Raw genomic sequence first — 20,939 nt, 5'->3', positions numbered from 1 at the left:
CGCACGGCATCCGGGCATGGCGTCCGTGCCGCAAAGGGCGTTGCCGCCCGGCATCGTCGGGCGTAGTCTCCGCCGGAACCCTTCAACTAGCCGGGAGAAGCCTGATGTCGCCAGCCGAAGCCCTTCGCAAAAGCGTGCCCGCCGATATGACCGATGCCGAGTGGAAGCAGCGCGTCGATCTCGCCGCCTGCTATCGCCTGATCGCTTTTTACGGTTGGGATGATCTCGTCGATACGCATATTTCGGCGCGCGTGCCCGGTCCCGAACATCACTTCCTCATCAATCCCTACGGGCTGATGTTCGACGAGATCACCGCGTCTTCGCTGGTGAAGGTCGACCAGGACTGCGACAAGCTCCTGCCCTCACCCTTCCCCGTGAATCCCGCCGGCTTCACCATCCACAGCAGCATCCACGCCGCGCGCGACGACGCGCAGTGCGTGCTGCACACGCACAGCCGCGCGGGCGTCGCCGTCAGTGCGCAGAAGTGCGGCGTGCTGCCGATCTCCCAGCAAAGCACCTTCGTGCTCGCTTCGCTGGGCTATCACGACTACGAAGGCGTGGCCCTGCGCGACGACGAGAGGCCGCGCCTGCAGCAGGACCTCGGCAGCAACCAGTACCTGCTGCTGCGCAACCACGGTCTGCTCACCGTCGGCCGCACGATCCCGGATGCATTTGTCGCAATGTACATCTTCGAGAACACCTGCCGGATCCAGATCGATGCGCAAGGCGGTGGCGAGCTGGTGCAGATCGACCCGCGCATCCTGCAAGGTCTCGGCGAGGTGATGAAGACGGCCACGGCGGGCCAGGGGGCCAGGCTGGCCTGGCCGGCGCTGCTGCGCAAGCTGGACAAGCTCGATCCCTCTTACAAGACCTGAGCGCCGAGGCAGCTAGAACGCAGCCGCGCGGGCGAGTGCCGGCGCTGGCGTCGGCGCCACCATGTCCCGCGGGCGCGGGTCGTGCTCCAGCACCATCACTTCCTTGCTGGTCATGCGCAGCTGGCCGAACATCGTTGCGAACGCAACATCCTTGGCATCGCGCCCGGTGCCGATGCGCACCAGCCGGTCGACCGGCGCCATGCCGGTGGGATCGAACATCACCCAGTGCCCATCCAGCCACGCCTCGAACAGCGCGTGGAAGTCCTGCGGCGGCTCGTCGAACCAGACGTAGCCGACGACGATGCGCGCCGGGATGTTGAGCGCGCGGCAGAAGGTGATGCCCAGGTGCGCGAAGTCGCGGCAGACGCCGGCGCGCTGCTGGTAGACCTGTTGCGCGGTGGTGTTGGAATCGCTGCTGCCCGGGCGGTAGACCACCTCGCTGCGAATCCACTCCACGATCGCCCGCACCCGCGCATGGCCGGGAGCCGCTTGCCCGAACAGCCGCAGCACCTCGTTGCCCAACGCGTCGGACTCGCAGTAGCGCGTGGCCAGCAGGTAGGGAAAGATGTCGTCGGGCACCTGGTTGACCGGCGTCTCGCGCAGGGTGGTGTCACTCGCCGACGTGTGCACTTCGACTTCGGCCTTGTAGCGCAGGGCAAGCGGCCCCGGGGCCGCGTCGAAGCGGATGAAGCGGTTGCCGCTGCGCGGCTCGGTGTAGCGATGCGGCGTGACGCCGGACGAGATGTGCAGCCGCTCGCTCAGGATCTTCTGCGTCGGCCAGTGCGCCGCCTCGATGTTGAAGCACAAGTGCGTGGGGGCGTCGACCTGGTACTCGAGGACCGTTTCGACGGTCGACAGGTGCATGCGGTACCTCCGGTGGGAATGAAGAAAATGCTAGCCGCCGCCCAGCACGTATGGATCGGCTTGTGCCACCGACCGCTGTAGGACGCCGCTGCCGGTCGCCCCTGGCAGCTGTTCGCCGATCTATCTGCCGCCGAACCAGCCGCGCAAGCTCTGGCCGATGCGATCGCCCGTGCTGGCACCGGCCGCCGTTCCGGCGCCCGGCAGGACCAGGGTGCCGAGGGCAGCGCCCACCATGGCGCCGCGGGTGAGCGTCACGCTGGGCGAGTCCAGGGTGCCGCCCACCACCAGCGGCACGCCCAGTGCACCGCGGGTGTTGGTCATGTCGACATTGACCCGGCCATTGAGGCTCTTGCTGGCGGAGATCGCCACGTTGCCGGTCGCCGAGAGGGCGCCCGAAGTCGCCACCAGGTTCGTGAGCTGCACCGCCTTGCCGCGGGTATGCACCTGCCCGGCCAGCAGGTCGAGGTGGGTGATGCCGCCGCGGCTCAGGCCGACCGTCTGCACTGCCTTCTGCAGGTCGATGCCCTGTACCACCGCATCGCGCACCGTGAAGCGCGTGTCGGTCGTCAGCACGTCGGCGATCTGCCCCGGCTCGCGGAACTCGGCGCGCACGCTGCTCTGCGCCTGCAGCTTGCCCGTCAGCGGCCGCCCGGGCGCAGTCAGTTCCGCCACTTCGACGTTCTCGGTCGTGAGCTGCCCGGACAGCACTTGCATGCCGGGCCGACCCGCTTGCAAGCGCAGCGCGCCGGCGATGTGGCCGCCGCCGATATCGATGCGCACCGGCCACTGCTCGCCCTGGCGGCGGACGGTGCCGTGCGTGCCGGCAAGCCGGCCGTGGACGATCTTGAACGTGGCCTGTTCCAGCAGGCCGTCGTCTCCCAGGTGCGCCTCGGCGCCGACCGTGATGCGCTGGCCCTTGTCGTCGACCCAGGTGATGTCCTCGAAGACGGCACGCCTGGGCAGCACCAGGGGCGCGCTGCCGCTTTCCTCGACCGGCCGGGGCCGCGTACCGCGGCCTTTCGCCTTCTTCTGCATGGCCGCGCCCAGCGCACTGATCGCCATCTGCGGCAGCACCGCCTTGCGCACCACCAGCGTCGCGATCTCCAGCCGGCCGGCCAGCAGCGCGGCCCACACCGGCCGCGCCTCGACCCGGCCCACGCTCAGCACGGGGAGCGTCTGCAGCACGACATCGTCGGCGGCCACTGCGGGCAGCGGCCACAGGTCGATGGACAGGCGACCGAACTGCAGCGGCACGCCAAGGGCCGCACTGCCCTGGCGCTCCACGCGCGCGCGGAAATCGTCGCTGTGCAGCCAGGACTGCAGCGCCATCGCCACCGCCGCCACCAGCAGCGCGCCACCGGCCAACAACACCGCCACCCACTTCAAGACCTTTGCCATGGCCAATTGTCGGGCTGGGCGCAGCAGCCCCAAGGCGTGCAAGGCCTGCGCTCTTTGGCTAGCATGGGATTTCTTCACGTAACCCACTGCGCAACTCCAAAGGAAACAACGATGAAGCTGTACTACTCGCCCGGTGCCTGTTCGCTGTCGCCCCACATCGTCCTGCACGAGGCCGGCCTCGCCTTCGAGCTGGTGATGGCCCCCACCAAGACGCACAAGCTGCAGGACGGCACGGACTACTACACGATCAATCCTCTGGGCTACGTGCCGATGCTGGAACTCGATGACGGCACGCGCCTGCGTGAAGGCCCGGCCATCGTGCAGTACGTAGCCGACCAGGTGCCCGCCAAGAACCTCGCACCGGCCAACGGCACGCTGCCACGCTATCGCCTGCAGGAGTGGCTGACCCTCATCGGCACCGAGATCCACAAGAGCTTCTCGCCGCTGTTCATGCCCAACATGCCGGAAGAAGCCAAGCAGATCTATCGCGACCGCCTGGCCAACCGGTTCGAGTTCGTCAATCGCGAGCTCGCAGCCAAGGACTACGTGATGGGCGAGCACTTCACCGTGGCCGATGCGTATCTCTATACCGTCACCCGCTGGACCAAGCCGATGCAGATCGACATCTCGCGCTATCCCAACCTGGTGGCCCACAACGCGCGCGTCGAGGCGCGCCCCGCCGTGCAGATGGCCTTGCAGCACGAGAAGCTTTCCTGATGTTTCCCGGGTGGTTGCGCCGACGGCGCACCCCCTGTCCTGTGCCCCCGCCCAGCGCTGCCGGGCGTAACGCACGGTGACGGCCGGAACCCCCGGCCGCAAGCCACAACCAACCTTCATGAAATCACTCTTCGACCCCGTGCATGTCGGCAACCTGAACCTGCCGAATCGCATCGTCATGGCGCCGCTGACGCGCAATCGCGCACCCAGCGCCCTTCCCACCCCGCTGATGGCGCAGTACTACGCGCAGCGGGCCTCGGCCGGCCTGATCATCAGCGAGGCGACCGCCATCACCCACGAGGGGCAAGGCTACGCCGACGTGCCCGGCCTCTACAGCACGGAGCAGCTCGATGGCTGGAAGAAGGTGACCCGCGCGGTGCACGACAAGGGGGGTCGCATCTACTGCCAGCTGTGGCACGTGGGCCGCGTCTCGCACGTCGACCTGCAGCCGGGTGGCCAGAAGCCGGTGGCACCTTCCGCGCTCACGGCGCACACCCAGACCTACCTGGTGAAGAACGGCGTCGGCACTTTCGTCGCTACCTCCGAGCCCCGCGCTCTCGACTCGGAAGAATTGCCGCGGGTCGTGCGCGACTTCCGTCATGCAGCCCGCAATGCCATCAGTGCGGGCTTCGACGGCGTCGAAGTGCACGGCGCCAATGGCTACCTGCTGGACCAGTTCCTCAAGACCGGCAGCAACCAGCGCACCGACGACTACGGCGGCTCCATCGAGAACCGCGCGCGCCTGCTGCTGGAGGTGATGCGCGAGGTGATCGAGGAGGTCGGCCACGGCCGCGTCGGGCTGCGCCTGTCGCCCGTCACGCCGGCCAACGACATCGTCGATGCCGACCCGCAGCCGCTGTTCGACTACGTGGTGCGCCAGCTCGCGCCTATGCAGTTCGCGTACCTGCACCTGATCGAGGGCGCCACCGGCGGCCCGCGCGAGGTGGATGGCCGCCCGTTCGACTACGCGGCCCTGCGCAAGGCCTGGCACGCCGCCGGCGCCAAGGGTGCCTGGATGGTGAACAACGGCTACGACCGGCCGCTGGCGGACCACGCGATTGCCGAGGGCGCGGACCTCGTCGCCTTCGGCCGCCCCTACATCGCCAACCCGGACCTGGTGGAGCGCCTGCGCAAGAACGCGCCGCTCAACAAGATCGACAAGGCGACGCTGTATGGCGGCGGGGAAAAGGGCTACACCGACTATCCCGCGCTGGCGCGCTGAGGAGAGCCGCGAGCGGGAGAGGGAGCGGGGGCGAGTCGCCAGCGCTTGAGCAGCAGCGCGTTGGTCAACACGCTGACGCTCGAAAGCGCCATGGCGGCGCCGGCGACCACGGGGCTCAGCACCCCGAGTGCGGCAAGCGGAATGCCGGCCACGTTGTACGCGAAGGCCCAGAACAGGTTCTGCCGGATCTTGCGCACGGTGCGCTGCGAGATCTCGAGCGCGCCCGCGACCAGTGCCAGGTCACCGCGCATCAGCGTGATGCCGGCCGCGTGCATGGCCACGTCGGTGCCGGTGCCCATCGCGATGCCGATATCGGCGGCAGCCAGCGCCGGCGCGTCGTTGATGCCGTCGCCCACCATGGCCACGACCTGTCCTTCGCTGCGCAAGGCAGCGATGCGCGCCGCCTTGTCGGCCGGCAGCACCTCGGCCTGCACTTCCTCCGGCCGCAAGCCCAGTCGCTGCGCCATCGCGAGTGCAGCGGCACGCTGGTCGCCGGAGATCATCACCAGCCGCAGCCCGCGGGCACGCAGCGCTGACAGTGCCTGCGCCGCGCCGGGCTTGGGCGCGTCCGCGAAAGCCATCAAGGCCAGCATCCCCAGGACAGCGTCGGTGCGCTCCACCAGAGCCGACAGCGTCGCGCCTTGGGCTTGCAGGCGCTGCACGTTGCCGGCAAGCGTGCCCAGCGGCAGCTGCAATTCCTCGAGCCATGGCAGGCTGCCAATCAGGAACTGACGGCCGCCGACTTCGCCTTCGGTCCCACGACCCGGCACCGCCCGCACGGCAGTCGGCGCGGTGACTGTCATCGCCCGCTCGCGCGCCGCGGCCACCACGGCGCGCGCCAGCGGATGTTCGCTGCCGCTTTGCAGGCTGGCCGCGATCGCCAGGGTTGCGGCTTCGTCGGCACCCGGCGCCGTGAGGAAGGCGATCAGCCGGGGCTGGCCGACCGTCAGCGTGCCCGTCTTGTCGAAAGCGACGGTGCCGACGCGATGCGCGTTCTCCAGCGCCTCCGCGTCCTTGATCAGGATGCCGTGGCGGGCGGCGACCCCCGTGCCGGCCATGATCGCCGCCGGCGTGGCGAGCCCCAGCGCACAGGGGCAGGCGATCACCAGCACGGCCACCGCGCGGATCAGCGCCTGCTCCATGCCCGCACCGGCCAGCAACCACCCCGCCAGCGTGATTGCAGCGAGCCCCAGCACGACCGGCACGAACACCGCCGAGACGCGGTCGACCAGCCGCTGGATCGGCGCCTTGCCGGCCTGCGCATCCTCCACCAGCCGGATGATCTGCGCGAGCACGCTCTCCTGCCCCACGGCCGTGGCCCGTACGACGATGCGGCCCTCGCCATTGATGCTGCCGCCCGTCACGCGCTCGCCGGCGCCCTTGCGCACCGGCAGCGGCTCGCCGGTGAGCATCGCCTCGTCGACGTGCGTGTCGCCCTGCTCCACCAGGCCATCGGCCGGGATGCGCTCGCCGGGACGCACCACCAGTTGATCGCCGGCGATCACTTCGGCCAGCGGCAGGTCGGCCTCGCCGCCGGTGCGCAGGATCACGTGCGCGGTCTCGGGTCGCAGGGCCTGCAGTGCGCGGATCGCGGTGGTGGTCTGCCGCTTGGCGCGCGCCTCCAGCCACTTGCCCAGCAGCACCAGCGTCACCACCACCGCCGAGGCCTCGAAGTACAGGTGCTCGTGGCCGCGGGCCAGCCAGAGCCACAGCGACAGGCCCCAGCCCGCGCTGGTGCCCAGGGCGACCAGCAAATCCATGTTGCCCGTGCCCGCCTTCAGCGCGTGCCAGCCGGCGCGATAGAAGCGGGCACCGAGAATGAACTGCACGGGTGTCGCCAGCAGGAACTGCAGCCATGCCGGCAAGCTCCAGTGCAGGCCCGCCAGCCCACCGACCATGGGCACAAGCAGGGGCAGCGACAACAGCAGGCCGATGGCGACCGGCGCGAACCCCGCCCAGGGCGACAGGTTGTCCGCGGCAGCATCCGCATCCCGCGCGCGCGGCTCGTAGCCGGCGTTGCGGACGGCGCGGCGGATGCGCGCTTCGATGTCGGCCGAAGGCGCATAGCTCACGCGGGCGGACTCGGTCGCGAGATTGACCACCGCGTCGTTCACGCCGGGCACCTTCTTCAGCGCGCGCTCGACCCGGCCCACGCAGGAGGCACAGGTCATCCCGGCGACGCCGAGGTCCAGGGTGCGGGGAGCGGTCGTGGTGGCAGTCTGCATGGCAGCGATGGTCCACCTTGCCACGATGGCAGGGTCAAGCGTGGGTACGGATCAACCCGCCAGCGCGCAGGGGGATCCGCGAGGCTTGCCTTGACCTTACCATGATGGCAGGGTTCAGGCTTCGCTCCGAACCATTCCCGAAGGACAGCCGATGAACCAGAGTTTCCAGGTGCAAGGCATGAGCTGCGGCCACTGCGTTGGCGCGGTGACCCAGGCCGTGAAGTCGCTCGATCCGCAGGCGGACGTGAAGATCGACCTCGCCAGCGGTAAGGTCGAAGTGCAATCGGAGCAGGACCGCGCTGCCATCGTGCAGGCGATCGAGGAAGAAGGCTACAAGGTCGCGACGTGAAGGCTGCGGTTGGCATCGTGGCGCCGGAGGACGTGACCTGGCCGGTCAACATCGGCGCCGCTGCGCGGCTCTCCGGCGTCTCGCCGAAGATGGTGCGGCACTACGAGGGGCTGGGCCTGCTCGCCCGCGTATCGCGCACCGACAGCGGCTATCGCCAGTATGGCGCCGCCGACGTGCATACGCTGCGCTTCATCAAGCGCGCCCGCGATCTCGGCTTTTCGATGGAGGAGATCGCGGAGCTGCTCGGCCTGTGGCAGAACCGGCGGCGCGCCAGTGCCAGTGTGCGACGCATCGCGCAAAAGCACGCCGACGACCTGGCGCAGCGGATCGCCGCGATGCAGGAGATGCAGCACACGCTGCAGCACCTGATCCACTGCTGTCACGGCGACGACCGTCCGGACTGTCCGATCCTCGACCGGCTCGCCGGGTGAGCCGCTTACTTCGGCGTGCCGCCCTGCGACTGCGTTGCTTCGCGCGCGCGCTGCTGTTCGAAGGTTTCGCGGATCACCCGCGCCGGGCCCGCGCCGAGCGTGCGGGTGTCGACCGCCGTGCGTTCCTGCGCCTGCAGCATCTGCTGGCGTTGGGCCAGCACCGGCTGGTCCATCATGATCACGGCGCCGAGGCTGTCGCGATCGGACGCCGGGGTCGGCGCCGTGTCGGTCATGGTGTCGGGGAGCGGATGGGTGTCCTGGGCATAGGCACCCCCCGCCATGAACGCAGTCGCCAGCACTCCGGCGACCGCCACGTAAACCTGGTACCTCATGCTCACTCCTGCGATAGGGATGGAATGGAGTCACTCTGGTGCTGCCCGTCCGTGCCGCGCGTCATTGGCATTGGACGCTTGCCGTAGGACCGCGACGACCCAGCCTGTGGTTGCCAGCGCCAGCCTTTACACAGCGGCAACCGGGGGGCGATGGCTGGCTTACATGAGCCACGCAGACTGCGATGCAACGGGCCCGAAAGTGGTCCGCCACAACCCCGAAAGGATTTGATGATCATGAAACAGCTTCAACGTCGCCTCTTCGCCGCCGGTCTGGTGGCCGCCCTGGCGGCGGGTGCCGTGGCACAGGCCCAGACTCCCCCCGCCGAAGCGCCCGGCCACCAGATGCGTGGCGACCATGGCCCGCGCGATCCGGCGAAGATGGCCGAGTTCCGCGCCCACAGGGAACAGCGCATGGCCGAGCGCCTGGGCAAGCTGAAGCAGAAGCTGCAGATCGCCCCGACCCAGGAGAACGCCTGGAACACCTGGGCCAGCGCCATCAAGCCCACGGGCATGCAGCGTCCGCAGCACGAGGAGTGGTCGAAGCTCACCACCCCCGAGCGCATCGACCGCATGCGGGCCATGCGTGCCGAGCGCAGCGCCGAAATGGACAGGCGCATGGACGCGACGAAGAATTTCTACTCCGCGCTCAATCCGCAGCAGCGCCAGGTGTTCGACACCGAAGGCCTGCGCTTCATGGCGGGGAAAGGTCGTCACCACGGTGGTCACCACGGCTGATGCCAAGCGACGCGACCAGGAAGCCCGGCTCTGCCGGGCTTTTTTCATGGCCGCGGTTGCGCTGGAGCGCCGCCGCGGCGTCCGCGCAGCTCAGAAGCGCTGCACGAACTGCAGCTGCAGGAATTCCTCACCCGGGTTCGGCTTCTTGATGCCGGCATTGGAGACGTGGTTCAGGCGCAGGCCCACTTCACGGTCGGCACCGAGCCGATAGCCGACGCCCAGCACGTCGTAGAAGTTGAAGCGCGTGCTGAACTGTCTGTCCGGCGTGACGTACAGCGGATCCATGTAGCTGGCGCCGACGCCCAGCTCCAGGAACCAGGGCGAGCGCCCCTGCGCCATCTGCATCCGCAAGGTGGGCAGCAGCACGATCTGCGTGAAGTTCTGGTGGCCGCCGCCGAAGTCGTCGGCGCGCCATTCGTTGAGCAGCAGCTCGGTGCGCGCGGACAGCTCCGCCGCGCCCGCGTTCCGGTGCCAGCTCCAGTCCCAGGACAGGCCGGCGCCCGCCAGGGCGTTGCCGTTGCGGCCGACGCCTGCCTCGAGCACGACCGCGTCGGGGCGCCAGTCGACGGCATGGGCAAGGGAGGCGCAGGTGACCAGCGCACCGGCAGCGCACAGACGCAGGAGGGTCGTTGTTGTTCTCATCGGCGTGGGTGGGAGAGGCTGGCGGCGGGCTGCCTCAGCATCGGCTGCGAAGTGTGCATCGAAACGCGACCGCCGGGGTGCCTGCCGCGGCACGCGGTGGCGGCGCCCGCACGGATCGCCGCATCGGCATCCCCCCATGCCGCGACCCGACGCCGGCCACAAGATCTTGGCCTTGCGTCCTACTCCTGCGCTCCAGCTGGGCATTTACAAGAAGTGTCCCACCAGAACGAAGAAGCCGAGGCGCCACGATGACCGATCTGAGCCAGCCCATGACCCCGGAGCGGCAGCAGACCGAGACCACTCCGCAGCTGACGGTGATGACCGTGAACATCCACAAGGGGTTCACGACCTTCAACCGCAAGTTCATCCTGCCCGAGCTGCGCGACGCGGTGCGCAAGGTGGGCGCCGACGTGGTGTTCATGCAGGAGGTGCTGGGCACGCACGACGAGCACGGCAAGAAGATCGAGGACTGGCCGGAGATGGGGCAGTACGAGTTCCTGGCCGAAAGCATCTGGCCGCAGTTCGCCTACGGCCGCAACATGGTCTATCCGAAAGGACACCACGGCAATGCGGTGATGTCCAAGTTCGCGATCACCCACCACCAGAACCATGACGTGTCCATTGCCGGCCCCGAGAAGCGCGGCCTGCTGCATTGCGTGCTCCAGGTGCCCGGCTTCCAGCGCGACGTGCACGTGATCTGCGTCCACCTGGGCCTGGCCGAGACGCACCGCCAGCAGCAGCTCGACCTGCTGTGCCAGATCACGCACACCGAGGTCCCGGCGGATGCTCCCTTGATCGTGGCTGGCGACTTCAACGACTGGCGCCGGCGCGCCAACGACATCCTCTGGAACGAGGCCGGGCTGCGCGAGATCTTCGTCACCGCCTACGGCGAGCCGGCCAAGACCTTCCCTGCCATCTTCCCGCTGCTCTCGCTGGACCGCATCTACGTGCGCAACTGCTCGGTGCACCTGCCGGTGGTGCTGCCGCGCCGTCCCTGGTCGCACCTCTCGGACCACGCGCCGCTGGTGGCGGAGATCCATCTCTGAGGACACCATGGAAAGACGCTGGATCCCGGGCAACGACTTCACCCTGCTGGACAACGGCGAGGAATTCTTTCCGCGCGTGTTCGCCAGCATCGCCAACGCGCGGCGGGAGGTCATCGTCGAGACCTTCATCCTGTTCGAGGACAAGGTCGGCCTGCAACTGCACGCAGCGCTGCTCGCCGCGGCCCGGCGCGGTGCGCAGGTGGACATCACCGTCGACGACTGGGGCTCGCCCGACCTCTCGGAAGAATACCTGGGCACGCTGCGGGCGGCAGGCGTGCGGGTGCATGCCTTCAACCCAGGCCCGCGGCCGTTCGGGCTGCGGCCGCACCTGCTGCGGCGCATGCACCGCAAGATCGTGGTGGTCGACGGCGAGCTGGCCTTCGTCGGTGGCATCAATTATTCGGCCGACCACCTGCGGGACTTCGGGCCCGTGGGCAAGCAGGATTACGCCGTGGAGATCCACGGTCCGCTGGTGGCCGAGATCCATCGCTTCTGCCACGCCTCGTTGGCCGAAGGCCACCGCCACATGCGCGAGCAGCGCCAGTGGTGGCGCTGGCGCAAGCAGTTTCGCGGCAGCGCGCAGCAACTGCCGCGCGCCGGCACGGCCGACGCGCTGTTCGTGGTGCGTGACAACCGCCGCCACATGGACGACATCGAGCGCCACTACCGGCTCGCCATCCGCACGGCCAGGAAGCGCATCGTCATCGCCAACGCCTACTTCTTCCCCGGCTACCGCTTCATCAAGGAGTTGAAGCGCGCTGCGCGGCGCGGTGTCGACGTTCGCCTGATCCTGCAGGGCCAGCCCGACATGGCCTGGGTGAAGACCGCATCCGGCATGCTGTACCACCACCTGCTGCGCGCCGGCGTGAAGATCTATGAGTACTGCGAGCGCCCCTTGCACGGCAAGGTGGCGGTCGTGGATGGCGAGTGGGCTACCGTGGGCTCCAGCAACCTCGATCCGATGAGCCTCTCCTTCAACCTCGAGGCGAACGTGATCATTCGCGACCGCGGCTTCAACGAAACGCTGAGCGCCAACCTCGAACAGCTGATGGTCCGTGCCTGCAGCGAAGTCACCGAGCAGACGCTGGGCAAACTCAAGGGTTGGCCGCTGGTGCAAAGCTTCCTGGCCTACCACTTCATCCGCCGCTACCCACGCTGGGCGCAATGGCTGCCGCGCCACGTGCCCCGACTGGTGCCCGCCGCGGCCTCCGCCTCGTCGGCCAAGTCCATGGCTCCCGCCTTTGCCGGCGGCAAGGAGAAGGCGTGATCCGCAAGCTGCTGCAGCACCCGCGCCTGCCCCTGATCAAGAAGGTCGGCGGCACCTTGTTCCTGCTGGTCGTGGTGGGGCTGCTGGTGCGTTATGCCCGCACGGTGGACTGGTCGCGCGTGAAGGAAAGTGTCCTGCAGTTGCCGCGGCCGGTGCTGCTCGCGGCGCTGGGCTTCGCGGCGGTCAGCCACCTGGTCTACAGCCTGATGGACCTGGTCGGGCGCAACTACACCGGCCTTCACATGGGCAAGCGCCAGGTGATGCTGGTGAGCTTCATCAGCTACGCGTTTAACTTGAACCTCGGATCGCTGGTGGGCGGCATCGGCCTGCGCTACCGGCTGTACGGCAATCACGACGTCCGCTACGGCAGCATCACGCGGATCGTCACGCTGGCGCTGATCACCAACTGGATCGGCTACATCCTGCTGGCCGGCCTGGTGTTCACCATTGCGCCGCTGGAGCTGCCCGCGCGCTGGGGCATCGACAACGAGGAACTGCGGCTGGTGGGCGTGGGCCTGTTGTCCGTCGCGGTGATCTACACCGGGCTGTGCGGCTTCGCGCGCCAGCGCAGCTGGAACGTGCGCGGCCACGACGTCGAACTGCCGACCCTGCGCATGGCCCTGGCCCAGTTCTGCATCTCGTGCACCCACTGGATGATGATGGCCGCCGTGCCCTGGGCGCTGCTGCAGGGCCAGGTGGACTATCCCACCGTGCTCTCGGTGATGCTGATCGCCGCGATGGCTGGCGTGATGCTGCACGTGCCCGCGGGGCTGGGTGTCACCGAAGCCGTGTTCATCGCCCTGCTGTCGCATCGCATCCCCGAGCACCAGCTGCTCGGCGCCCTGCTGGCCTTCCGCGCGCTGTTCTATCTCACCCCCTTGCTGGTGGGTGCGCTGCTGTACATGAAGGTCGAAATGCGGACCCGCCGGAAAACCGTCACGGCGACCTGATGCAATTGCATACCGTGAACCCCCACCGGACCAAGTCCTCGCCAGAATGGGCGATGGCTATCCACACCGATTTCCCGCCCGTGTTCGCCGCGGCTAGCCACCCGGTCCGCGGCCCCGGGCCTGCCAGCAGTATCCGGCCCGGCCAGCCTGGGGTGCGAGGGCTCACATGATGCATCGTGGTTCCGAGATGGAAGTGAAGCTGGCTGGGCAGACCGATCTTGCAGGATTCCGCTCGGAAGCCCGGCAGTTGCTCGCCCACCAGGTGCCGCCCGAGGAGGTGCAATGGCACCTCGATGCGCCCGCCGACCTGTACGACGACCCGCAATCGCCGCAATCGAGCCGGCCGCGCAACGTCGCCCGCGCCGCCACCGCCATCGTGCCGGCCTCGTTCACGCGCCTGTGCGAATTCGTGGTGCTGCACCGAGACGCGGCCCGCTTCGGCCTGCTGTATCGGCTGCTCTGGCGCCTGGTGCACGAGCCGAACCTGCGCAACGATCCCCTGGATGCCGACATGCTGCAGGCGCAGCACATGGCCCATGCCGTGCGGCGCGACCTGCACAAGATGAAGGCCAACCTGCGGCTGCGTGCATTGCGCGATGCGCAGGGCGAGGAGATCCAGGTCGGCTGCTACGAGCCCGCGCACCACGTCGTCGAAGCGGTGGCGCCCTGGCTCGCCAAGCGCCTGCCCGCCGCGCGTTGGGCGATCTTCACGCCCGAGCGCAGCATGCGCTGCGACGGCGGGGCGCTGCTGTTCGGACCCGGCATTCCGGTCGCGAAGTTGCCCGGTCCCGAGGGCACCGATGCGCAGTGGCTCGCGTGCTACGAGCAGGTGTTCGGCAGTTCCGCCGGGCATGCCTGAGACACCGCTCTCGCGCATCACCTCGCTGGACGCACTCAAGGCGGCCACGATGGCCTGCCGAGAGTGCCCGATCGGCGAGTTCGCCACCCAGTCGGTGATCGGCGAGGGCAAGCTCAAAGCCAGGCTGATGCTGGTGGGCGAGCAGCCCGGCGACCAGGAGGACCTGGCGGGCCATCCCTTCATCGGCCCGGCGGGCAAGCTGCTGGCGCGCGCGCTGGCGGCCGCGGGGATTCCGCAAGAGCAGACCTACGTCTCCAACGCGGTCAAGCACTTCAAGTACGAACTGCGCGGCAAGCGCCGCATCCACAAGAGCCCGAGCCAGCGTGAGATCTCCGCCTGCCAGCACTGGCTGGAAGACGAGATCGCGCTGGTCAAGCCCGCTGCGCTGGTGGCGCTGGGCGCCAGCGCGGCGCGCTCCCTGATCGGCCGCGCCGTGCCGGTCATGGTCAACCGCGGCCAGTGGCTGCCGCGGCCGGACGGCCGCGAGGTGCTGGTGACGCTACATCCGTCCGCGCTGCTGCGCGTCGATGCCGAGGATCGCGAGCCGGCGTTCGAAGCGTTCGTCGCTGACCTGCGGCAGGCACAGCGGCTGTTCGCTCGCTGAAGTGCGCGGCACATCGGCGCAGGCAACCGGCGGCAGCGGGCTCATTTGCTGCTCGATCACCTGGGGCCGGCGCAGGCTGAGGCCAGCGCCATCGGAGCCTTGCAGGCCGATGCCGCCCTGCGCCGGGCCGGCCTGCGCACCGAGACCGGCCTGGGCACCGGCCATCAGCGGCCGGCCCTGGAACACGGCCTGCGCATTGGGGCTCATCTCGTGATTGGGCGGCTGGGCCACCGCATCAAGGGCGACCAGGGCCAAACCCGCGACCAGCGCGACGCCGAGCCAATGGGTGAAATGGTGTCTGGAATGCATGACAAGCTCCTTGCGGCCAATGCATTCAGTGTGGGCCCGGGCCGCGCTTCGATGCGCCGGGACGGGGGCAACACCTGCTGTAGGAGCGTGCCGGCAACCCCACGCATTCATCGGATGCATGCGAAAGAGTGACGGCCCACTGCTAAACTGCCCGCGCTTTCCATGCCCCATCGATGACTGTTGCCCTTGCAGGACGCGCGCCTGCCACGTTCGAGATCAAGAGCGCCAACCTGCCGTTGGTGGCGCTGCTGCTGAAGTCGCCCGATCTGCAGTTGCTGGCGCAGGAACTGCAGGCGCGCTTCGGCGACATTCCCGACTTCTTCGACCACGATCCACTGGTCGTGGACCTGGCGGCTGTCGCCGGTGCGGAGGTCGATTTCGCGCGCTTGCTTGCCTTGCTGAGGCCGTATCGGGTGATGCCGGTGGCGGTGAAGGGGGGGAGCGAGGAGCAGATGGCAGCGGCACTCGCTGCCGGCCTTGCCCCGGCCCCGGATGCCCTCACCCCCACCCTCTCCCAGAGGGAGAGGGAGCAACAGCCGCAGCCCGTCCAGGCTGCGCCTGGTCCGCAACTCGCGCCACCCACCACCGCCCTGGTGATCGACCGCCCGCTGCGCTCCGGCCAGCAGGTCTACGCGCGTGGACGCGACCTGGTGGTGCTGGCCATGGTCAATCCGGGCGCCGAGGTCATCGCCGATGGCCATATCCACGTCTATGCACCGCTGCGCGGCAAGGCGATTGCCGGCGCGCGCGGCGATGCCGAGGCCCGCATCCTGACGCTGTGCCTGGAGCCCGAGCTGGTCTCCATTGCCGGCGTCTACCGCACCAGCGAGAACCCGCTGCCCGACTCATTGCACGGCAAGCCAGCCCAGATCCGCCTGGCGGACGACAAGCTGGTGATGACGCCGCTGAACACCTGAAGGAACTCCATGGCCAAGATCATCGTCGTCACCTCCGGCAAGGGCGGGGTCGGCAAGACCACCACCAGCGCCAGCTTCGCCAGCGGCCTGGCCCTGCGCGGGCAGAAGACCGCCGTGATCGACTTCGACGTCGGCCTGCGCAACCTGGACCTGATCATGGGCTGCGAGCGGCGGGTGGTCTACGACTTCGTCAACGTGATCCACGGCGAGGCCACCCTCAACCAGGCCCTGATCAAGGACAAGCACAACGACAGCCTCTCGGTGCTGGCCGCTTCCCAGACGCGCGACAAGGAAGCCCTGACCAAGGAAGGCGTCGAGCGCGTGCTCAACGACCTGGCCGCCATGGGCTTCGAGTACATCGTGTGCGACTCGCCCGCCGGCATCGAGACCGGCGCACTGATGGCAATGCACTTCGCCGACGAGGCGCTGGTGGTGACCAACCCCGAGGTCTCCTCGGTGCGCGACTCCGACCGCATCCTCGGCATGCTTTCGAGCAAGACCAAGCGCGCGATCGACGGCAAGGAACCGATCAAGGAACACCTGCTGATCACGCGCTACAACCCGAACCGGGTCGACGCCGGCCACATGCTGTCGCTGGAGGACATCCAGGACATCCTGCGCATCCCCCTGATCGGCGTGATCCCGGAAAGCGAGTCGGTGCTGCAGGCCTCCAACCAGGGCACGCCGGCCATCCACATGAAGGGCAGCGACGTCAGCGAGGCCTACCAGGATGTCGTCGCACGCTTCCTGGGCGAGGACCGACCGTTGCGTTTCGTCGACCCGCAAAAGGCCAGCCTGCTCAAGCGCCTGTTCGGAAGGAAGTAAGAGATGTCGCTCCTATCCTTCCTGCTGGGGGAGAAGAAAAAGACCGCCAGCGTCGCCAAGGAGCGGCTGCAGATCATCCTGGCGCACGAGCGCAGCGGGCGCAATCCGGGCCTCTCGCCCGATTACCTGCCCGCCTTGCAGCGGGATCTGATCGCCGTCATCAGCAAGTACGTGAAGATCGATCCGGCCCACCTCAAGGTCGACATCCAGAAACAGGACAATTTCGAGGTGCTGGAAGTCAAGATCGAGCTGCCGGACGCACGATAAGTCACACCTGTCAGGGTTGACAGGATTGACACGAAGCGTCTGTCAAGAGATAAATTACGGATGAGTAGTCCCGTCATCATTCACGTCGCGCACCGCTATAGCGCGCCGGCTGAGCGCGTGTTCGATGCCTGGCTGAATCCGGCCCAGGCTTCGCGCTTCCTCTTTCGCACGCGCACCGGCAACGTCATGCAATGCATGATCACCCCGGAGGTCGGCGGCGGCTTCACCGTCACCGATCGCCGCCCCACCGCCGATGGCGACGAGAGCGTCTTCGACGTCGTCCACATGGGCAAGTACCTGGAGATCGAGCGGCCGCGCCGGCTGGTCTTCGATCTGACGGTGCTCACGTATACCGAGGACACCACCCGGGTGACCGTGGAGGTCACGCCAATCGGTCCGCAGTCCTGCGAGCTGACGCTGACCCACGACATGGGCACCCCGGACCAGGCACGCGCCGCCGAGGAAAACAGCCGCAAGGGCTGGACGACCATGCTGCAACTGATGGAACGCGAGCTGTTCCCGCGCCGCATCGGCATCAGCCTCTAGCCACAGCCCTGCGAGCCGCCCTGGGCGGCCCGCAAGCGGCCTTACATCCCCTTCTTGACCTGCCCGCGCGCCGAGCGCATGGGCGGCTGCCCGGACGACGTGCCCTGCGTCGATCCCCGGCGAACCTTCACCTGGTTGTTGCCGATGTGATCCTCGCGATCGTGGCGGCTTTGCGGCGTGCGCTGGCCTTCGTTCGACTGCGTCGGCTTCTGGTTGCCCACCTTGTTGCTGTCGTTCTCCACCTTGCCGGAGTTGCCGGCCTGCTGGTCTTCGGGACGGTTCTTGTAGCGATGCGTCATCGTCGCACTCCTTAACGTTCGTCTTTTTGCAGGGTGGGCTCGGTCGTGCCGGGCTCGGCCAGCTTGCGGTGCAACTGCGCCGCCGCCTGCGCCGGCATGACCTTGCTCATGGCAACCTGCAGCTTGTTCTTGAAGCCGGCGACGACGTCGGCCTCGCCCTTGAGCATGGCCTGGAAGCCGATCTTCGCGACCTCTTCGGGCTCCATCATCATCTTGGGATCGTTGGCGATCTTCGTGGTCTCCATGCCTGCGCGCTGGAAGAACTCCGTGTCCGTGGCGCCTGGCATCAGGCAACTGACCGTCACCTCGGTGCCCTTGAGTTCGTTGCGCAGTGCCAGCGCGAAGGAATCGATGAACGCCTTGCTGCCGTTGTAGACCGCCTGGAAACTGCCAGGCTGGAAGCCGGCGATCGAGCCCGTGATCAGGATGCGTCCGCCAGCCCTGGCCACCATGCCGCGCGCCACGTGCTGGATCAGGTTCAGCGTGCCCGTGATGTTGGTGTTGATCACGTGCAGGATGTCCTGGAAGTCCTGCGACAGGAAGGAGCCGCCGAGGCCGTGGCCGGCATTGGCCATCAGCGCCTCCACCTCGCGATCGCCGATCGCCTGGATCAGGTGCATCACGCCCTCGGTGGTGGCGAGGTCGCATTGCACGGCCTGCGCCGACGCGCCAAGCGACTCGAAGTCACCCACCGCGTCGGCCAGCGGGGTATCAGCGGCCACGAGCAGGTCGTAGCCATGTTCCGCGGCACAGCGCGCGAGGTGGTAGCCGATGCCCGACGAGGCACCGGTCACGACGGCAAGCGGCCGCTTCGCCTTGAGTTCATCCATGGTTGATCTCCAAACAGCAGTGCAGACCATTCTGGGAAGCGCTCGCCGGCTACGCTGTCGGACAGGTCCTAGCTTCCTGTGATGCTTTCTAGGGAATGCGCGGCTGCCTCTGCGCTGGGGCGCGATCGGCTACACCGTGTGCATGGGTGCCACCCCGATCAGCACGCGATGCAGCCAGAACGCGAACACGGCCCAGGCCAGCACGCCGATCACCACCGTGAGCACGGTGCGTGATCGCCGGCCCGGCGGGTACACCGTGTGGGCCGCACGGTCGCGGCGACGGGCGCTACGCAAGTCGAGCACGGACCAGGCGAGGAAGGCGCCGAACAGCATCGCGTCGGCCAGCGTGTTGTTGGCGATCAGGTGCGCCAGGGCCCATGCCTGGACGCCGAGCACCATCGGGTGGTGCAGCCGCGCACGAATCTCGTTGCCCGGCACGTAGGCCGCGGCCAGCAACACGAAGGCAACGAGCACCAGCAGCGCGGCGACGTGGTGCGTCCACACGGGTGGCTGCGGCCACAGCACCACCGGGCTTTCGCGAAACAGCCGAAAGCCCACCACGATCAGCACGAAACCCGCCAGCGACACCAGCGAGAACACGCCCTTCCACGGCTTCTCGCCCACGGCCGCAATGGTCGCGGCCCGCCAGGGCTCGGCGAACACGCGCAGCGAATGCACGCCGAGAAAGAGCATCAGCCCGAGGGCGAGCGTCACCATTGCGAAAAATCCCTTGTCGTTGCCAGCGGCGAATTCTGCGGCATCGGCGCGCCAGACCCAAGCGGGCGGCACGCCGGGGTGCGCTGGCTGTTCGCGGCTGTTCCTAGGAAGTTCTTTCTCAAAGATAGTTGTAGTAGATAAGGACCGCCCGCCGCTGTGGACAACCTGCCTTTGCCCTTGCGGCATCAGGCACCTGCGCCGGGGATACCACTGTGGGCAGCCGTGTTTGCCGGTGCGCGCGAAACTTGGACAAAGTGCGCGCGGGGCCCGCGGGTGTGGATAAGGTCAAGGTTGTGCCAGAACCGTCCACAGGCTTGTGCGGCGAAAAAAATTTCCGCCCGCCGGCGGCGGGTTGTTCCGGTGCCACAGAGGCGAAAAGCGCTTGCGCCAGCGGCCCGAGTCGGGCACGCGCGCGCCAGGGCGCGCGGTCAGGCCGCCTTGCGCACCAGCGTCGCCGCAACGCCAGCGGCTCCCAGCGCGCCGAAGGCGGCGGCCAGGTAGACGGCGCCCAGGCCGGCCGTGTCCGCGAGCAGACCGCCCAGCGGCGGCGCCAGGCCCATGGCGATGTCCTGGAAGATCACGTAGGCGCCCATGGCGGAGCCGCGGCTTTGCGGTGGCGCCCGGCGTACCGCCTCGAGCCCGAAGCCCTGGAAGCCCAGTCCATAGCCGCCACCGCCCAGGGCCGCGCCGGCCCAGGCCCAGGCCGGATGCGGCGCCGCCCAGATCAGCGCCAGGCCCACGGCTTCGACCAGCACGCAGTACAGCGCCACGCGCGCGCCGCCGACCTGGTCCGGCAGGTGCCCGAACAGCAGGCGTCCGGCAATGAAGCCCAGGCCCATGAAGGTCACGGCCAGCGCGCCACCGCCCCAGCCGCGCTGCCCGAACAGCAGCACCGCGAAGGCGGCGATCATTGCGTAGCCGACCGAGCACAGCGTGAGGCCGAGCCCCGGCAGCTTCACCACGTGCAGCACCCGGTAGAACGGCAGCCGCGGCAGCGTGCTGGGGGTAACGCCGCGCATGAAGCTGGTGCCCACGAGATTGGCGGCGGCCGTCAACGAGACGGCCACCGCCACGCCGGCAAATCCGAATCGGGCATAAAGCGCGGTGCCCAGCGGTGCGCCGGCGGCAAAGCCCCCGAACAGCGCGACGCCCATCCACCCGAACACCTTGCCGGCATGGGCGGGGCCCACGCGCACGAGCCCCCAGGCCATCGTCGACGTGATGATGAAGCTCTCGGTGATCCCGGTCAGCAGGCGCGCTGCCACCAGCAGCGCCAGCGCCACGCGCGGCGAATCCGTGAAGGGCACGCACGCGAGGTATGTGATGCCGACGCCGCACGCGGCCACCAGTCCTGCCAGCGCGGCGCGGCGCGGACCGCGCGTGTCGGTCAGCCCCCCCGCGCCCATGCGCCCCAGGACGGAGGAGATGTACTGGCTGCCCATCACCAGGCCGACCACCACCGTGCCCTGTCCCAGCACGTCGTGCACGTGGCGTGGCACCACCGGCAAGGCGATGCCCATGGCCAGGAAGCCGACGAACACGGTCAGCATCAGGGGCAGGAGGGGAAGGAAGGCGGTCCAGATGGAGTTGGAGGCCGGCAGCGGAGAAGCAGCGGAGGGCGAATTCATGCTGATGGGCAGCATAGCGCCGCCGCCGGGCAGTCCGTGGCGGGGGGCGCGTTCCCGTCCTACGGAGTCGCCGTTCAGCCTCATG

General features: G+C 68.3%; 25 protein-coding genes. 15 read left to right on the top strand and 10 right to left on the bottom strand.

From position 1 onward, the window contains the following. The first annotated feature begins 104 nt into the window (after nt 1-104). Nucleotides 105-875, top strand: a complete 771-nt coding sequence (locus JWP60_RS14575; RefSeq protein ID WP_299792611.1) for a class II aldolase/adducin family protein — start codon at nt 105-107, stop codon at nt 873-875. 12 nt (nt 876-887) lie between these two features. Here the strand turns inward: JWP60_RS14575 and JWP60_RS14570 are convergent, their stop codons facing one another. Then, nucleotides 888-1,739 carry a transglutaminase family protein gene (locus JWP60_RS14570; protein ID WP_299792608.1) on the bottom strand — a complete coding sequence of 284 codons (852 nt, stop codon included), beginning with the start codon at nt 1,737-1,739 and terminating at the stop codon, nt 888-890. Between the two features lie 120 nt (nt 1,740-1,859). Continuing rightward, entirely contained in the window at nt 1,860-3,137 is a 1,278-nt protein-coding gene (locus tag JWP60_RS14565; RefSeq protein ID WP_299792606.1) for a hypothetical protein, read from the bottom strand. A 111-nt stretch (nt 3,138-3,248) separates the two neighbouring features. Between JWP60_RS14565 and gstA the strand changes: the two genes are divergently transcribed. Both gstA and JWP60_RS14555 read left to right on the top strand, forming a co-directional pair. Beyond that, the gene (gstA, locus tag JWP60_RS14560) at nt 3,249-3,854 is read left to right on the top strand and encodes a glutathione transferase GstA (RefSeq protein WP_299792603.1); all 606 of its coding nucleotides are present in this window, start codon (nt 3,249-3,251) and stop codon (nt 3,852-3,854) included. A 118-nt stretch (nt 3,855-3,972) separates the two neighbouring features. Beyond that, complete coding sequence (locus JWP60_RS14555; RefSeq protein ID WP_299792600.1) at nt 3,973-5,076, top strand: alkene reductase; 1,104 nt, start codon at nt 3,973-3,975, stop codon at nt 5,074-5,076. Here JWP60_RS14555 and JWP60_RS14550 read toward each other — a convergent pair. Further along, nucleotides 5,055-7,301, bottom strand: a complete 2,247-nt coding sequence (locus tag JWP60_RS14550) for a heavy metal translocating P-type ATPase (protein ID WP_299792597.1) — start codon at nt 7,299-7,301, stop codon at nt 5,055-5,057. The two genes, JWP60_RS14555 and JWP60_RS14550, sit on opposite strands and share 22 nt — an antisense overlap. 151 nt (nt 7,302-7,452) lie before the next feature. On the opposite strand from JWP60_RS14550, the gene JWP60_RS14545 reads away from it, so the two are divergent. After that, a complete protein-coding gene (locus JWP60_RS14545) occupies nt 7,453-7,650 on the top strand; it encodes a cation transporter (RefSeq protein ID WP_299792594.1) in 198 nt (65 codons plus the stop codon). After that, entirely contained in the window at nt 7,647-8,081 is a 435-nt protein-coding gene (gene cueR / locus JWP60_RS14540; RefSeq protein WP_299792591.1) for a Cu(I)-responsive transcriptional regulator, read from the top strand. The genes JWP60_RS14545 and cueR overlap by 4 nt, the downstream gene beginning before the upstream one ends. Nucleotides 8,082-8,086: 5 nt before the next feature. Here the strand turns inward: cueR and JWP60_RS14535 are convergent, their stop codons facing one another. After that, a complete protein-coding gene (locus JWP60_RS14535; protein WP_299792588.1) occupies nt 8,087-8,413 on the bottom strand; it encodes a hypothetical protein in 327 nt (108 codons plus the stop codon). A 234-nt stretch (nt 8,414-8,647) separates the two neighbouring features. On the opposite strand from JWP60_RS14535, the gene JWP60_RS14530 reads away from it, so the two are divergent. Beyond that, a complete protein-coding gene (locus JWP60_RS14530) occupies nt 8,648-9,148 on the top strand; it encodes a Spy/CpxP family protein refolding chaperone (protein WP_299792585.1) in 501 nt (166 codons plus the stop codon). A gap of 90 nt (nt 9,149-9,238) precedes the next feature. Here JWP60_RS14530 and JWP60_RS14525 read toward each other — a convergent pair whose 3' ends face one another. Beyond that, nucleotides 9,239-9,790 carry an acyloxyacyl hydrolase gene (locus tag JWP60_RS14525; RefSeq protein WP_299792582.1) on the bottom strand — a complete coding sequence of 184 codons (552 nt, stop codon included), beginning with the start codon at nt 9,788-9,790 and terminating at the stop codon, nt 9,239-9,241. Nucleotides 9,791-10,038: 248 nt separating this feature from the next. Here JWP60_RS14525 and JWP60_RS14520 point away from each other — a divergent pair, with 248 nt between their 5' ends. From JWP60_RS14520 to JWP60_RS14500, 5 genes are all read left to right on the top strand, one after another. Continuing rightward, nucleotides 10,039-10,836 (top strand): endonuclease/exonuclease/phosphatase family protein, encoded by a 798-nt coding sequence (locus JWP60_RS14520; protein WP_299792579.1) that lies wholly within the window; start codon nt 10,039-10,041, stop codon nt 10,834-10,836. A gap of 7 nt (nt 10,837-10,843) precedes the next feature. Next, nucleotides 10,844-12,103 (top strand): cardiolipin synthase ClsB, encoded by a 1,260-nt coding sequence (gene clsB, locus JWP60_RS14515; RefSeq protein WP_299792576.1) that lies wholly within the window; start codon nt 10,844-10,846, stop codon nt 12,101-12,103. Further along, on the top strand, nt 12,100-13,053 hold the full coding sequence (locus JWP60_RS14510; RefSeq protein WP_299792573.1) for a lysylphosphatidylglycerol synthase domain-containing protein: 954 nt from the start codon (nt 12,100-12,102) through the stop codon (nt 13,051-13,053). The genes clsB and JWP60_RS14510 overlap by 4 nt, the downstream gene beginning before the upstream one ends. Nucleotides 13,054-13,240: 187 nt before the next feature. Then, nucleotides 13,241-13,912: a DUF4130 domain-containing protein gene (locus tag JWP60_RS14505; protein ID WP_299792570.1), complete on the top strand. Its 672-nt coding sequence runs from the start codon at nt 13,241-13,243 to the stop codon at nt 13,910-13,912. After that, nucleotides 13,905-14,516 (top strand): UdgX family uracil-DNA binding protein, encoded by a 612-nt coding sequence (locus tag JWP60_RS14500; protein WP_299792567.1) that lies wholly within the window; start codon nt 13,905-13,907, stop codon nt 14,514-14,516. Before JWP60_RS14505 ends, JWP60_RS14500 begins: the two co-directional genes overlap by 8 nt. On the opposite strand, the gene JWP60_RS14495 is transcribed toward JWP60_RS14500, so the two are convergent. After that, nucleotides 14,412-14,825, bottom strand: coding sequence for a hypothetical protein (locus JWP60_RS14495; RefSeq protein WP_299792564.1), 414 nt, complete (start codon nt 14,823-14,825; stop codon nt 14,412-14,414). The two genes, JWP60_RS14500 and JWP60_RS14495, sit on opposite strands and share 105 nt — an antisense overlap. 173 nt (nt 14,826-14,998) lie before the next feature. Here JWP60_RS14495 and minC point away from each other — a divergent pair, with 173 nt between their 5' ends. Genes minC through JWP60_RS14475 form a run of 4 tightly spaced genes read left to right on the top strand, consistent with a single transcriptional unit; the run spans nt 14,999 to nt 17,380 of the window. After that, the gene (minC, locus tag JWP60_RS14490) at nt 14,999-15,742 is read left to right on the top strand and encodes a septum site-determining protein MinC (RefSeq protein ID WP_299792561.1); all 744 of its coding nucleotides are present in this window, start codon (nt 14,999-15,001) and stop codon (nt 15,740-15,742) included. Nucleotides 15,743-15,751: 9 nt separating this feature from the next. Then, nucleotides 15,752-16,567, top strand: a complete 816-nt coding sequence (minD, locus tag JWP60_RS14485; RefSeq protein WP_299792558.1) for a septum site-determining protein MinD — start codon at nt 15,752-15,754, stop codon at nt 16,565-16,567. 3 nt (nt 16,568-16,570) lie between these two features. After that, entirely contained in the window at nt 16,571-16,834 is a 264-nt protein-coding gene (gene minE, locus JWP60_RS14480; RefSeq protein WP_299792555.1) for a cell division topological specificity factor MinE, read from the top strand. Between the two features lie 60 nt (nt 16,835-16,894). Then, the gene (locus tag JWP60_RS14475) at nt 16,895-17,380 is read left to right on the top strand and encodes an SRPBCC domain-containing protein (protein WP_299792552.1); all 486 of its coding nucleotides are present in this window, start codon (nt 16,895-16,897) and stop codon (nt 17,378-17,380) included. Nucleotides 17,381-17,421: 41 nt separating this feature from the next. Here the strand turns inward: JWP60_RS14475 and JWP60_RS14470 are convergent, their stop codons facing one another. From JWP60_RS14470 to JWP60_RS14455, 4 genes are all read right to left on the bottom strand, one after another. After that, a complete protein-coding gene (locus JWP60_RS14470) occupies nt 17,422-17,679 on the bottom strand; it encodes a hypothetical protein (protein ID WP_299792549.1) in 258 nt (85 codons plus the stop codon). 11 nt (nt 17,680-17,690) lie between these two features. Next, complete coding sequence (locus JWP60_RS14465) at nt 17,691-18,509, bottom strand: SDR family NAD(P)-dependent oxidoreductase (RefSeq protein ID WP_299792546.1); 819 nt, start codon at nt 18,507-18,509, stop codon at nt 17,691-17,693. Nucleotides 18,510-18,638: 129 nt separating this feature from the next. Then, nucleotides 18,639-19,226, bottom strand: coding sequence for an NnrU family protein (locus tag JWP60_RS14460; RefSeq protein WP_299792543.1), 588 nt, complete (start codon nt 19,224-19,226; stop codon nt 18,639-18,641). 428 nt (nt 19,227-19,654) lie between these two features. Further along, nucleotides 19,655-20,854 (bottom strand): MFS transporter, encoded by a 1,200-nt coding sequence (locus JWP60_RS14455; protein ID WP_299792539.1) that lies wholly within the window; start codon nt 20,852-20,854, stop codon nt 19,655-19,657. Nucleotides 20,855-20,939 lie beyond the last annotated feature (85 nt).

This window comes from Ramlibacter sp., assembly GCF_028291745.1.
Classification (GTDB): domain Bacteria; phylum Pseudomonadota; class Gammaproteobacteria; order Burkholderiales; family Burkholderiaceae_C; genus Ramlibacter.
Note: the sequence above shows the minus strand (reverse complement) of the source record. Positions and strands in the feature narration are given on the sequence as shown.